General features: G+C 60.9%; 12 protein-coding genes. 3 read left to right on the top strand and 9 right to left on the bottom strand.

The window, feature by feature from the left end; translation table 11 throughout:
• A partial coding sequence (locus QM600_RS27090) for an ABC-F family ATP-binding cassette domain-containing protein (protein WP_283264857.1) occupies nt 1-1,221 on the bottom strand: 1,221 nt, incomplete at its 3' end.
• Between the two features lie 156 nt (nt 1,222-1,377).
• Between QM600_RS27090 and QM600_RS27085 the strand changes: the two genes are divergently transcribed.
• Nucleotides 1,378-2,526 (top strand): lycopene cyclase family protein, encoded by a 1,149-nt coding sequence (locus QM600_RS27085; protein ID WP_283264856.1) that lies wholly within the window; start codon nt 1,378-1,380, stop codon nt 2,524-2,526.
• Between the two features lie 34 nt (nt 2,527-2,560).
• On the opposite strand, the gene QM600_RS27080 is transcribed toward QM600_RS27085, so the two are convergent.
• Nucleotides 2,561-3,019, bottom strand: a complete 459-nt coding sequence (locus tag QM600_RS27080; protein ID WP_283264855.1) for a MarR family winged helix-turn-helix transcriptional regulator — start codon at nt 3,017-3,019, stop codon at nt 2,561-2,563.
• Between the two features lie 91 nt (nt 3,020-3,110).
• On the opposite strand from QM600_RS27080, the gene QM600_RS27075 reads away from it, so the two are divergent.
• Nucleotides 3,111-3,458 carry a DoxX family protein gene (locus tag QM600_RS27075; RefSeq protein ID WP_283264854.1) on the top strand — a complete coding sequence of 116 codons (348 nt, stop codon included), beginning with the start codon at nt 3,111-3,113 and terminating at the stop codon, nt 3,456-3,458.
• A 25-nt stretch (nt 3,459-3,483) separates the two neighbouring features.
• On the opposite strand, the gene QM600_RS27070 is transcribed toward QM600_RS27075, so the two are convergent.
• Entirely contained in the window at nt 3,484-4,452 is a 969-nt protein-coding gene (locus QM600_RS27070) for an alpha/beta hydrolase (RefSeq protein ID WP_283264853.1), read from the bottom strand.
• Between the two features lie 81 nt (nt 4,453-4,533).
• Here QM600_RS27070 and ku point away from each other — a divergent pair, with 81 nt between their 5' ends.
• Nucleotides 4,534-5,346: a non-homologous end joining protein Ku gene (gene ku / locus QM600_RS27065; RefSeq protein WP_502943117.1), complete on the top strand. Its 813-nt coding sequence runs from the start codon at nt 4,534-4,536 to the stop codon at nt 5,344-5,346.
• On the opposite strand, the gene QM600_RS27060 is transcribed toward ku, so the two are convergent.
• The 6 genes from QM600_RS27060 to sufD all read right to left on the bottom strand — a co-directional run bounded on the left by QM600_RS27060 (nt 5,315) and on the right by sufD (nt 13,101).
• Nucleotides 5,315-8,623, bottom strand: coding sequence for a condensation domain-containing protein (locus QM600_RS27060; protein ID WP_283264852.1), 3,309 nt, complete (start codon nt 8,621-8,623; stop codon nt 5,315-5,317). The genes ku and QM600_RS27060 overlap by 32 nt on opposite strands.
• A gap of 163 nt (nt 8,624-8,786) precedes the next feature.
• Nucleotides 8,787-9,209: a metal-sulfur cluster assembly factor gene (locus QM600_RS27055; RefSeq protein WP_283264851.1), complete on the bottom strand. Its 423-nt coding sequence runs from the start codon at nt 9,207-9,209 to the stop codon at nt 8,787-8,789.
• On the bottom strand, nt 9,209-9,685 hold the full coding sequence (sufU, locus tag QM600_RS27050; protein WP_283264850.1) for a Fe-S cluster assembly sulfur transfer protein SufU: 477 nt from the start codon (nt 9,683-9,685) through the stop codon (nt 9,209-9,211). The genes QM600_RS27055 and sufU overlap by 1 nt, the downstream gene beginning before the upstream one ends.
• A gap of 3 nt (nt 9,686-9,688) precedes the next feature.
• Nucleotides 9,689-10,954 carry a cysteine desulfurase gene (locus tag QM600_RS27045; RefSeq protein ID WP_283264849.1) on the bottom strand — a complete coding sequence of 422 codons (1,266 nt, stop codon included), beginning with the start codon at nt 10,952-10,954 and terminating at the stop codon, nt 9,689-9,691.
• Between the two features lie 5 nt (nt 10,955-10,959).
• Nucleotides 10,960-11,781: a Fe-S cluster assembly ATPase SufC gene (gene sufC / locus QM600_RS27040; protein ID WP_283264848.1), complete on the bottom strand. Its 822-nt coding sequence runs from the start codon at nt 11,779-11,781 to the stop codon at nt 10,960-10,962.
• 81 nt (nt 11,782-11,862) lie between these two features.
• Nucleotides 11,863-13,101: a Fe-S cluster assembly protein SufD gene (sufD, locus tag QM600_RS27035; RefSeq protein WP_283264847.1), complete on the bottom strand. Its 1,239-nt coding sequence runs from the start codon at nt 13,099-13,101 to the stop codon at nt 11,863-11,865.
• Nucleotides 13,102-13,142 lie beyond the last annotated feature (41 nt).

Below are 13,142 nucleotides of genomic sequence, written 5' to 3'. Positions count from 1 at the left end.
CTCCTGAGCGAAGTAGCCGACCTTCAAACCGTGACCCGCGATGAGCTCGCCGGCATCAGCCTTCTCGGCTTCGGCGAGGATGCGCAGCAGCGTGGTCTTACCCGCACCGTTGAGGCCGAGGATGACGACGCGCGACCCACGGTCGATGGCGAGGTCGACGCCGGTAAAGATTTCGAGTGAGCCGTAAACCTTGGTCAGGTTCTTACCCATGAGCGGGGTCTTGCCACACGGCGCAGGCTCGGGGAACCGAATTCGCGCAACCTTGTCGGAGACACGTTCGGCGTCGAGGTTGGCCATCAGCTTGTCGGCACGCTTCGCCATGTTCTGCGCGGCAACAGCCTTGGTTGCCTTGGCGCCCATCTTGGCTGCCTGGATGCGCAGAACGCCGGCCTTCTTCTCGGCGTTGGCGCGCTCACGACGACGACGCTGCTCGTCCGTCGCGCGGGCGTCGAGGTACTTCTTCCAGTTCATGTTGTAGATGTCGGCTTCGCTGCGCACGGCATCGAGGAACCAGACGCGGTTGACGACGTCGTTGAGCAAGTCCACATCGTGACTGATGACCACGAGGCCGCCCTCGTGGTTCTGGAGGAATCCGCGAAGCCACGTGATGGAGTCTGCGTCGAGGTGGTTGGTGGGCTCGTCGAGAAGCAGGGTCGTATCGGAGCGCGCACCGCTGCCATCTGATGCGGCGAAGAGGATGCGTGCCAATTCGACGCGTCGACGCTGACCACCGGACAGGGTGCTGAGCGGCTGGTCGAGGATGCGGTCTTCGAGTCCGAGGCTGTTGGTGATGCGGGCAGCTTCGCTTTCGGCCTCGTAGCCTCCGAGTGCGGAGAAACGATCTTCGAGCTGTCCGTACTTCTTGACGGCCTTGTCCTGCTCGGCCTGGTCCATGACCTCGCCCATCAGGATCTGCTGCTTCTCCATGTCGCGAAGCATCGTGTCGAGTCCGCGAGCGGACAGAACACGATCCTTGGCGAGAATGCTCAGGTCGCCCTCTTTGGGGTCCTGAGGGAGGTACCCGAGGTCACCGGTGCGAACGACCTTGCCCGCATACGGCTCGCCTTCACCGGCGAGGAGACGCAGCGTCGTGGTCTTGCCGGCGCCGTTACGGCCAACCAAACCGATGCGGTCACCGGGCTGAATGCGCAGGGACGGGCCGGGTGCCGTGAGAAGGGTGCGGACACCGGCACGAACTTCGAGGTCAGTGGCGGTAATCAAGCAGAACTCCTCAGAAAATGGCTACTACGGGTGAAAGATGCCTGACGGCAGACACAAGAACTTTCAATTTTACCGTGAGGAATCGCCTCTGCCGACCAGCAGCGTGTGAATCCGCTAACAGTGAGACTTGGCGACGATCAATGCAATTGTGGACGGATGACATCCCGAATCCAGACCGCCGACGTCGTGATCGTGGGCGGCGGCCCGGCCGGCCGGGCTTTGGCGACGCGATGCATCACTCACGATCTGTCGGTGATTCTGGTTGATCCGCATCCCTCGCGGACATGGACCGCGACCTATGCGGCGTGGGAGGACGAACTCCCAGCTTGGTTGCCGTCCGAGGTGGCGTCGACCCGTATCGAACGTCCGTCGGTGTGGGCCGAAGGTGCTACTACCCTAAATCGCACATATTGCGTATTGAATACATCATTGCTGCAATCATTACTGTCAGACTCATCACTGCAGTTCATCGCTACCAAAGCCATTCATCTCACCCGTGATTCTGTTTTCTGCGCTGACGGCACACACGTCGTTGGCTCAGTCGTTGTCGATGCCCGAGGCACCACGATCACTCCCCGATCGGCGCAACAGACCGCGTTCGGAATCGTCGTGAACCGGGCCACCGCCGAACCGGCGCTCGATGGCAACGACGCCTGGTTCATGGACTGGCGCCAAGACAACGGAACTCACGCCGGCGATCAACCGTCGTTCCTCTACGCCGTTCCGCTCGACTCCGAACGGATGCTGCTCGAGGAAACCTGTCTGGTGGGTCGGCCGCCGATCCCGCTAAGCGAACTGAAACGTCGATTGCACATCCGACTCGACAATCGCGGAGCGATCGCACCGGAAGACTCCGCGGTCGAACGCGTCCGATTCAGCGTCGAACCACCACCAGGACAACGCGGAACGATTTTCCGGTTCGGTGCACGCGGCGGCCTGACGCATCCGGGCACCGGCTACAGCGTCGGGGCCGCCTTGAATGAAGCTGACCTTGCAGCGTCGGCGATTGCACACGGAGGCGATCCGCAACGTGAACTCTGGCCGTATTCTGCGAGGGGCGTCGCCGCGCTGCGCCGAGTCGGCCTGAATGCGCTTCTCACCCTCGATCCCGATGACGTCGAAGCGTTTTTCGCGAAGTTCTTCGCACTTCCCGCCGATCAGCAACGGGCCTATCTGTCCGATCGCCGCGACGCGGCCGCCACAGCGAAGGTGATGGTATCGATCATGGCTTCCTCGCCGCGGCGGGTGCGGAAAACTCTGATGGCGGCACCCTTTCGCCGGACGAACCCCGTCGACCAGGATTGAACCAGTAGTCATCCCACTCGCGGTGTCGGCCTAGTCAGTCGCCGGCACAGTCGCCATGTTCGACGGTCACAGATACCCGATTGAGCAAGTCGCGCAGCAACACCCGATCGGCTTCTGACAGTCCGGAAAACAGTTCGCGCTCAGCTTCGTCGAGTGCTGACTGCATGGCTTCAAGTGTTGCCGCACCGGCCTCGGCTAATTCCACGATGTGACGACGGCGGTCGATCGGATCGCGGCGACGCTCCAACTGTCCGCTGCACTCGAGGTCGTTGAGGATCGCGACGAGCTGGCTCGGGTCGATCTCGAGAATGTCCGCGATCTCGCGCTGACTCCTCGGTCCGTCACGCAAGTGCATCAACGTCATGGCGTGGCGTGGCGGCAGGTTCACAGCGCCCATCGCAATCTGTATCCGCGCCTTGGTGGCATCACCACGCGTGGCCAGGAGGAACCCGAGTCGATCGGTGAGGTTCGCGGATTCAGATACTGCTGACATGCGCCTACCGTATCAGCGACAAAATTATAGATCTGAATAAATCGTTTATAGTTCTCAACGATCATCCCGCATCTACCGTTGGAGCCAGACCATGTTCATCGCATATGTCGTTATCGCGGCGATCCTGACCGCAACCCTCGCTGGTTCCGCCTACCTCGATCTCACCCGAGAAGAGAAGCTGGTCGCGAGCTTGACCGGGCTCGGCGTTCCTGAAGATCGGATCCCGCAACTCGGACTGATCAAGTTGGCCGGAGTCATCGGACTGCTGGTCGGGTTGTGGATCCCCGCGATTGGAATCGCCGCCGCAATCGGACTGATCCTGTACTTCGTCGGCGCAGTCGTCGCCCACCTCAAGGCAAACGATCACCAGATCGCGCCACCGGCCATGCTGTGCCTTCTCTCCGTAGCCGCCTTGGCACTTCGGCTCCTCTCGATGTAATTCCGCTGCACGGCCGCCCTGGCGATCAGGCACCGATCGAACGCGCAATCATCGGCCATGAATTGTGCAGATCGTCCTGCCAGTAGCCCCATGAGTGGGTTCCGGTAGGTCGAAAATCGACGGTGACTGGGATTGACAGGAAATTCAGTCGATCAGCCAACGTGTGCGTGCATCCGTCGACTGCGGCCTCGATGACACCGCCGACAGCAATCTGACCCGCAAGAGTTCCGACATTGCCGTCGATGCCCGGACCAGCAAGAGTCTCGTACGGACCGGGTAGGCCGGTTCCGCTGGAAATGTAGAGTTCCGTGCCACGGAGTTTCTCGGCATTGACCACGGGATCGTTTTCACGCCAACCCGGTCCGTCATAGGGCCCCCACATGTTGATGGGGTCGGCGCCACCTCGCGCTCCGACAACAAGCCTGACGTAATCCTGCCCTGGCTGTGTACTCGTCTCAGCGCAACCGCTGTACGCGCCGACGCTCCGATACAACCCAGGTGCTGCGATCGCAAGATTGAGAACAGATGTCGCCGTCATCGAAATCGCGGCGATGGCATTGACTCCGGTAGTGCCGAATTGCGCATCGATCGCCGGCGGAAGCTCCTGAGTGAGGAAGGTCTGCCATTTATTTCGGCCCAGCACCGGATCGTCCTTCTGCCAGTCGGTGTAATAGCTGAACGCACCTTCCATCGGCGTCACGACATTGACGTTCTTGTCAGCGAAGAATCCCAGAACATCGGTGCGCGCTTCCCACGTCGCACTGTCCTCCCCGCCGCCGGCGCCGTTGAGAAGATAGAGCGTCGGCCGCGCTTCGCTTATATCGGCCGGGAGGATTACTTCGAGTGGGATGTCGCGATTCATCGCATCGGAGTGCACCGTGATGGTGAGTGTGCGCGCGTCATCAGCGGCAGCAGGCCCCGGAGCAAGTAGCGCTGGAACGCAGCACACCGCTGCCGCTAGTGCGAAAACTCGAGCATCGGTGAAAATTCTCATCCAATGCAAGTACCCGAAATCAATGCCGCAAACCTGAGGTTTCTCTCGCGCAATCGGCCCGCAGCGACCATCATGGAAACCATGCGCTCGATTTGGAAAGGCTCGATAGCGTTCGGTCTGGTCAATGTTCCGGTCAAGGTGTATTCCGCGACCGAAGACCACGACATCAAGTTTCACCAGGTCCACGCCAAGGACGGCGGCCGGATCAAATACAACCGTGTGTGCTCGGAGTGCGGAAACACCGTCCAATTCGCTGATATCGACAAGGCGTACGACGCTGAAGACGGCTCACGTGTAATCCTCACCGACGAGGATTTCACCAAGCTGCCGGCAGCCGAAAAGCATGAAATCCCCGTGCTCGAATTTATTCCGAACGATCAAATCGATCCTGTCCTCTTCGAGAAGAGTTACTTCCTCGAACCGGATTCGGCATCTCCGAAAGCCTATGTACTTCTCTCGACGGTACTGGCGGAGAGCGACCGTACTGCGCTCGTTCACTTCACCTTGCGGCAGAAGACTCGACTTGCCGCGATGCGCGCCCGCGACGGAGTACTGGTTATCCAGACGTTGCTGTGGCCCGACGAGGTGCGCGCCGCGGAGTTCCCGTCACTCGACGGCGTGGAAAAGCCGAAGGACAAGGAACTGAAGATGGCCCAGACCCTGGTAGAGAGTATGGCGGGCGATTTTGATCCGACCGAATTCACCGACGACTATCAACTTCAACTTCGCGGACTGCTCGACGAGATGATCGAAAATGGAGGCAAGAGGGTCATACCTGCTGCCGAAGTCGATCAAGGTGGTGAGGACGCCGACGTCGTCGACCTCGTGGCTGCCTTGCAGCGCAGCGTCGACGAAGCAAAATCTAACGCTGAGAAGAGCCGGAAACGCGCCTGATCGCCGGTGTGGGCGCAAGAATCGGCGATGGAAGGGCAGCAATGTCGATGTTTCCGTCGACGCCGGTGGGAAACGAATCCACGATGAGGTAGCCGTCAGGAACCATGTACGACGGCAGATGATCCATTGCGTGTACCGCTAGCGCGTCGAGGTCAACGACGGACTCCGAACTACCGGTCTGTGCGCTTCTGACATAGGTGATCACGGCCCCACCCGCCGGAGTGGGCACCACAACGGTGATGGAATCTTCGATCCCACGTAGCGCAGTCATCACGGCATCGATCTCGCCGAGTTCGATGCGGACGCCTCTGACCGATGCTGTGCGCGCGCCATATTCCAGATACTCGAGTTGCCCCGTCGCAGTCCAACGACCGCGTTCGCTGGTGCGGTACAGGCGCCGCCCGTCACGATTGAACGGATCGGCCACGAAATCGACCGCCGTTCTTCCTGGTCTGCGGAGATATCCGCGCGGCAGGTGGCCGTCGATGACGTAGATCTCCCCTGGAACCCCGATCGGCACCGGCGACAAGTGGTCGTCCAGAACATAGACGGAGTGACCGCGAACCGGCGGAAATCCGCCAGGATAATGGAAGTCGTTGCTGGGGATCAGCGTTCGGCCGTGCAACAAAGCGCCCCAGATTCCAGCTGACCCTGACGCAATCGCGGCGCCATGTGTCACGCTCAATCCGTACGAGCGACCCGAGTACTGGATGTACGCAAGAGCATTCGCATCGCGCCGATCCGCGTGGTGCGGACGCTCCGACGAATAACCCTCCGCGTCGGTACTCACGACAATCTGGCCGGAAATTTCGGAATCAGCAATGACGAAATGCGGTTGCGCATCGCACAGCACAAAGTCCTGCCGCAGTGCGGGTCCACTGCCATCGAGAAGGAAGTACGCTCCCCCGGCTTCGAGAACGGCAATGATCGCGACAACCGAGTTCACCGACCCCGCCAGGCGAATTCCAACCAGAGCCTCTGCCTCGACCCCCATCCCGATCAGCTTGTGCGCCAGCCTGTTCGACCTCTCGAACAGTTCTGCATATGTGATCCGATCGGCACCAGACGACACCGCGATTGTGTCCGGATTCTCCAGCGCAACCTGTACAAATCGCTCCGAGAGGTCCCCGCTCACAGGGTTCGGCTGCGTCGCAGCCATCAGTTCTTTCCGCTCGTCCGGACGCAGGAGATCGACGGAGCCGAGCGAAGTATGCGAGTTGTCGACCATCGCTCGAAGGACGCGAACAAATCGAAATGCGAGACCGTCGACCTGCTGCGGCGACGCCAGGCAATCGAAGAATCCAATGATCGGTTGCACAAATCGATCGGAATTTTGCTGCGGAATTGGCAGCGCCACATATACTTCCGGCATGGCTGCGAGGTCGAATCCGACCGGAATTCCGACCATAACCTCGGGAAACTGCGGGTGTGCATCGATAGGATCCTGGGCGGACACCAGAACCCGGAACGGTGGACCGGCGTCGACCGAACGCCCGTCCCCCACATTTGCCATCACTGCGGACAAGCGAATATCCGCATGGATCAAGGCGTCGACGATGACATCGTCCATCTGCTCGATCAGTCGGGCCAGGCTCACATTCGTGTCCACCGCGGATCGGAGCACAAGTTGGTTCGCAAACATCGACACAAATTCGTCCGCGGTCGTTGCTCCGTAGCCGCGAACCGAGATCCCGATCGAAATTTCCGACGCCGAACCCATCCGCCGCAAGAGACCCGCTACTGCCGCCTGCAACAGCACGAACATGCTGGTACACATCGAATCCGCCAACGCTTCGAGCCCTCGGTACAGCTCCGGGTCGATCATGATCTCTGCTGACGAACGCTCACCGACAGGCGCGGCGAGCAGTCCTAGTTCCGGCGCCGGTGACGCCAGCAGGGTGCTCCAGTAGGCCAGATTGCGCGAGTGCCGAACGGCTGAACCCCAGACCGTCCCGGTTCGCGGATCGACGTCCACCAACTGGGTCCGCGGTTCTGTGGCACTGAATAGTTCGAGGAAATCAAGGAACCGTCGATGATGGACAGTCAGCGATTCGCCCGTATACACATCAGGGTTGGCCGCAAAACCGATCCGAAGTTCCCCGTCCCGCGAAACCTGGCTCACCGCGACTTCCAGATCCTCGACAGGTCCGGCCGAGAAGCAGTGCAGGACACCCTGCGCATCACCGACGGTGAGTACAACTGGAAACAGATTCAAAGTGAGTACCGGCCCATAATGTAGCCGCTGGTCCCGGTACTTCTGATGACGCAGCGCACCCACCAATTCGAACTTGACCGCCCGCAACAACTCGTCGACACCGACGCGAGGATCGACGATCAGCCGTAAGGGAACAATATTCGACATCGTTCCGCCCGACCGTCGGACGGTGTGCGTCGTCCTCACGGGGACCGGAAGACGAAGAATTACGTCGTCGGAACCCGTCATCCGCGCAAGGTACATCGCGAACGACGCAGTCACGACGGTCGACAAAGTGACATTCTGTGATTCCGCGAGATGCACCAGCGACGCGGTCACACCGGGCGGCACAGTGGCCGATCTAACCAGCGGCTTCGCGCCAGTAGACACACCAGGCTCAGCCAACGAGGTTCGCGCCGGAGCGCCCGCGAGCTTCGCATCCCAGTACTGCCGGTCGGCGTCCCATCGCGTCGACCCGCGATACCCCTGTTCGGTATCGGTCATCGAGTGCACCGACTCTGCCGAAGTCAATGGAACTGGTGTGCTGCGAACCATGGCTGTGTAGACCTCGGCCGCGCGGGCGGTCATCGAACGCGCTCCGGCCCCGTCGAGCACGATCTGGTGGATTCGGGTGTACCACAACCAGCGCGCCTCGCCGATCACCAGAACTGCGCTGCCGGCAAGCGGATCTGACAGAAGATCAAGGGGGCGGACGGATTCGCTGCGCATCCAGTTGTGTGCGGCTGTTTCCGAGTCTGATTCGCCGCGCAGATCGATGACGTCGATACGGTCCAGCCTGTCCTTGCCGATCCGGGTCACCACGACACCGTTCGATATCTGCAAGGTCAGGTCTGAGCCGAATTCGCGGCCGGACTGCGCGATCGACGCTCGCAGGATCGCAAGATCGAGTGTCCCTGCCACATCGACGTAGTGACTGACGCACAGCGCGATCTCGGGTCGGCGTTGCTGTGAATCGAAGATTGTCTGCTGAAACGGAGTGAGCGCGCACAGTTCGCTCGATCGAGGTACCTGGCGATCGGGTGGTGTTCCGAAACCGCTTCTTCGACCGGGACTGCGTTTCACACAAATCTCCCTCGGGACGTACGTCACTAGACGGACATAGCGCTTCAATGGTATTTATCGCACAATCAAATAGCGGCGTTACCGGACAAAACGCCAAACGCCGGCACCTGGATCAGGTACCGGCGTTCGCTGTCAAAGATGTCCGTGCAGGAATGAACTTCCGTCAGACAGTGAAACCCAAAGCGCGGAGCTGCTCGCGGCCGTCTTCGGTGATCTTGTCCGGGCCCCACGGCGGCAGCCACACCCAGTTGATCTTCATGTCCGTGCACAGGTCGCTTCGCACCAATGCGCCGCGCGCCTGATCCTCGATGACATCCGTCAGAGGACATGCTGCCGACGTCAAAGTCATGTCGACGGTGACAATTCCGTCGTCCTCGTACAGTCCGTAGACCAGACCGAGATCAACGACGTTGATACCCAGTTCGGGGTCCACGACGTCGCGCATCGCTTCTTCGAGTTCGTCGAGGCGCTCCGGCGACGGGACGGTACCGGTACCCTGGGCGCCACCGTATTCCGCCGTGGAATCGGGGTTCGGGTTGACCGGTGCAGTCACCTCGGACGCCTGCTCTGATTGTGTCTCGGTCATTATCCCTGTCCTTTAGTCGTGTCGACCAATTCAGTTTTGCCGTCCACTATCTGAACGACTGCATCCTTGAACGCCATCCATCCGAGCAACGCGCACTTCACGCGTGCCGGGTACTTCGAAACTCCGGCAAAAGCAATACCGTCGCCGAGTACATCCTCGTCGCCCTCTACCTTGCCGCGACTGCTGACCATCTCGCTGAACGCGGTGACGGTATCGAGCGCGTCGGTAACCTGCATGCCGATCACGAGATCGTTGAGTACCGACGTCGACGCCTGGCTGATCGAACAGCCCTGCCCGTCGTAGGACACGTCGGCGACACTTCCGTCATCCGCGATATGCACCCGAAGGGTTACCTCGTCGCCGCAGGTGGGGTTAACGTGATGAACTTCGGCACCGAACGGTTCACGCAAACCGCGGCCGTGTGGATGTTTGTAGTGATCGAGGATCACTTCCTGGTACATCTGCTCCATACGCATACTTCAGCTCAACTCCCCTGTGACACCGAAAAATTCCTGCGCGCGCTTGATCGCACTGACAAGCACGTCGATTTCATCGACAGTGTTGTACAGAGCGAACGACGCTCGGGCGGTTGCCTGCACACCGAGGCGTCGATGCAGCGGCCACGCGCAATGGTGTCCGACGCGAATGGCAACGCCGTCGTCGTCGAGGATCTGACCGAGATCGTGGGCATGAATGCCGTCGACGACGAACGAAATTGCGCCGCCGCGATTCTCAGCGGTCTTCGGACCCACGATCTGGAGACCCGCGATGGTCGACAGCTTCTCCAACGCCGCTTCGACCAGCACATGTTCGTGTGCCGCAACGGCATCCATTCCGATGTCGTTCAAGTAGCGCACTGCGGCACCGAGACCGACAACCTGGGAGGTCATCTGCGTTCCGGCTTCGAACCGTTGCGGCGCCGGCGCATACGTGCTGGCTTCCATCGTGACGGTTTCGATCATCGATCCACCCGTGATGAACGGAGGGATCTCGGACAGCAACGAAGCCTTGCCGTACAGAACGCCGATTCCGGTGGGGCCGAGCATCTTATGGCCCGAGAACGCCGCGAAGTCAACATCCAGAGCGTGGAAGTCGACTGCCATGTGTGGCACAGACTGGCACGCATCGAGAACTACCAGCGCACCCACAGCACGCGCCCGACGGACCAACTCTTCCACCGGAGCGACCGCACCGGTCACGTTGGACTGATGGGTGAACGCCACGACCTTGACGGCCGGGGTGAGCTCGAGCGAGTCGAGATCGATCCGTCCGTCGTCCGTGATGCCGAACCACTTCAGCGTTGCACCGGTACGCCGCGCAAGTTCCTGCCACGGAACAAGATTGGCGTGATGTTCAAGTTCGGTGATGACAATTTCGTCGCCGGGTCCGACATGCCGGTCGAACCGGTCGTCACCGAGAACGTACGTCACCAAGTTCAGTGCCTCGGTGGCGTTCTTCGTGAAAGCCAGTTCATCGGATTCTGCACCGACGAACTCTGCGATCAGAGTCCGTGCGTCTTCGTACGCATCGGTGGCTTCTTCGGCCAGCTGATGAGCACCTCGGTGGACGGCCGCATTACACGTGGTGAGGAATTCCCGCTCGGCGTCGAGTACCTGGAGAGGCCGCTGCGAAGTCGCACCGGAATCCAAGTACACCAAGGGCTTTCCGTCGCGCACGGTACGCCCCAGGATCGGGAAGTCTTTCCGAATCCTGGTGACGTCGAGCGCACGCACCGAGGTGGTCATCGCGCTTATGCTCCTTGCGTTACTGAAGCGTCTGTAGTTGCTGAAGCGTCCGCGGTGAAACGAACGTAGCCGTTGGTCTCGAGCTCGTCAGCGAGTTCCGGTCCACCGGACTCGACGATGCGGCCGCCGACAAACACGTGGACGAAGTCGGGAGCGATGTAACGCAGGATGCGCGTGTAGTGGGTGATCAGCAGAACGCCGCCGTTCTCGCGCTCCTTGTAGCGGTTGACACCCTCGGAAACAGTACGCAATGCGTCGACGTCGAGGCCGGAGTCGGTCTCGTCGAGGATCGCGATCTTCGGCTTGAGCATGCCCAGCTGAAGGATCTCGTGGCGCTTCTTCTCGCCGCCGGAGAAGCCTTCGTTGACGGAACGCTCGATGAACGAAGGATCGATTTCGAGCTCGGCCAGCGATTCCTTGACTTCCTTGACCCAGTGGCGAAGCTTGGGAGCCTCGCCGCGCACTGCAGTAGCAGCGGTGCGCAGGAAGTTGGACATGGAGACGCCGGGAACCTCGACGGGGTACTGCATTGCCAGGAACAGGCCGGCGCGTGCACGCTCGTCGACGCTCATCGCGAGGACGTCTTCACCGTTGAGGGTGATGGAACCGGAGGTCACCTGGTACTTGGGGTGGCCGGCGATTGCGTAGGACAGCGTGGACTTGCCGGAGCCGTTGGGGCCCATGATGGCGTGAGTCTCGCCGGAGCGAACCGTCAGGTTCACGCCCGTGAGGATCTGGATCGGCTCAGCGTTGGCGTCGGTGTTGGCGACCTGGACGTGCAGGTCACGAACCTCGAGGACGGAGTTGGTGTTTTCACTGGTAGACATGAAATTCCTTCAAGATGAGAAAGCGGCTGGGTAGTCCGAGCCGACCCGGCAGCGCGGTCAGGAGCCGACCCGGCAGCGCGGTCAGGAGCCGACAGCGGCGAGTTCGGCTTCGACCGCGGCTTCGAGGCGATCGCGCACCTCGGGAACAGCGATCTTGTTGATGATTTCGTGGAAGAACCCACGCACGACCAGACGACGCGCCTGATCCTCCGGGATACCGCGAGCACGCAGGTAGAACAGCTGCTCGTCGTCGAAACGTCCGGTGGCACTTGCGTGCCCGGCTCCGACGATTTCACCGGTCTCGATTTCGAGGTTCGGCACCGAATCGGCGCGGGCGCCGTCGGTGAGAACCAGGTTGCGGTTGAGCTCGAAGGTGTCGGTGCCTTCGGCTGCCGCACGAATCAGAACGTCGCCGATCCACACCGTGTGCGCATCGGGCTTGCTCGAGTTGGGATCGCCCTGCAGCGCACCCTTGTAGACCACGTTGGACTTGCAGTTGGGCTGCGAATGATCCACGAGCAGACGCTGTTCGAGATGCTGACCGTCGTCGGCGAAGTACACGCCGAGCAGTTCGGCGTCGCCGCCGGGTCCGTCGTACTTGACCGTGGCCGACAGGCGAACGAGGTCGCCGCCGAGGCTGATCGAAGTGTGGCGAAGAACGGCGTCACGGCTCAGCCGAGCGTGATGCGACGTCACGTGGACGGCGTCTTCAGCCCAATCCTGAACAGCGACGACGGTCAGGCGTGCACTGTCACCGAGAACGAATTCGACGTTCTCCGCGAAGGTTCCGCTGCCACGCTGATCGATGATGACCGTTGCCTTGGCGAACTGAGCCAGACGAATCTGCGTGTGTCCGTAGGCGACCTTGCCGATGCCGGGGCCCGTCATGGTGACGACTACCGGCTTCTCGACCTCGGTTTCGGCGCCAACGGAAATGACCGTTGCCGCTTCGAAGCTCGAGTACGCCTGTGCCGCAATACGATCGGCAGGAACGCCGGCCTTGCCCAGACGCTCGTCGTCGCGACCGACGGTCTCGACAGTGACGTCGGCACCAGCCTCGATGTCGACGGTGACTGCCGCGTTGGCAACAGCACTGCCGTCGTGCAGGCCGCGCAGACGACGCAGCGGGGTGAACCGCCAGATCTCGTCGCGTCCGCCGGGAACCTCGAATGCATTGACGTCGTACGACGCGAATGCTTCACCCTTGTTGGTAATGGGTGAGCCTGTAGATGCTCGCTTGACTGGAGCGGCCGGGTTTTCCCCTGCAACTGCCCCGATAACACCCGTGGTGTTTCCAACTGCACTGTCTGGCGTGGTCACTAACCCACAGCCCCTTCCATCTGAAGTTCGATAAGGCGGTT

It is taken from the genome of Rhodococcus sp. IEGM 1379, assembly GCF_030056815.1.
Taxonomy (GTDB): Bacteria; Actinomycetota; Actinomycetes; order Mycobacteriales; family Mycobacteriaceae; genus Rhodococcus_F.
Note: the sequence above shows the minus strand (reverse complement) of the source record. Positions and strands in the feature narration are given on the sequence as shown.

Bases quoted from the DNA above. Each gene is read 5' to 3' on its own strand.
- QM600_RS27085 (WP_283264856.1), top strand. From the start codon at position 1,378: ATGACATCCCGAATCCAGACCGCCGACGTCGTGATCGTGGGCGGCGGC.
- QM600_RS27080 (WP_283264855.1), bottom strand. From the start codon at position 3,019: ATGTCAGCAGTATCTGAATCCGCGAACCTCACCGATCGACTCGGGTTC.
- QM600_RS27075 (WP_283264854.1), top strand. From the start codon at position 3,111: ATGTTCATCGCATATGTCGTTATCGCGGCGATCCTGACCGCAACCCTC.
- QM600_RS27070 (WP_283264853.1), bottom strand. From the start codon at position 4,452: ATGAGAATTTTCACCGATGCTCGAGTTTTCGCACTAGCGGCAGCGGTG.
- ku (WP_502943117.1), top strand. From the start codon at position 4,534: ATGCGCTCGATTTGGAAAGGCTCGATAGCGTTCGGTCTGGTCAATGTT.
- QM600_RS27055 (WP_283264851.1), bottom strand. From the start codon at position 9,209: ATGACCGAGACACAATCAGAGCAGGCGTCCGAGGTGACTGCACCGGTC.
- sufU (WP_283264850.1), bottom strand. From the start codon at position 9,685: ATGCGTATGGAGCAGATGTACCAGGAAGTGATCCTCGATCACTACAAA.
- QM600_RS27045 (WP_283264849.1), bottom strand. From the start codon at position 10,954: ATGACCACCTCGGTGCGTGCGCTCGACGTCACCAGGATTCGGAAAGAC.
- sufC (WP_283264848.1), bottom strand. From the start codon at position 11,781: ATGTCTACCAGTGAAAACACCAACTCCGTCCTCGAGGTTCGTGACCTG.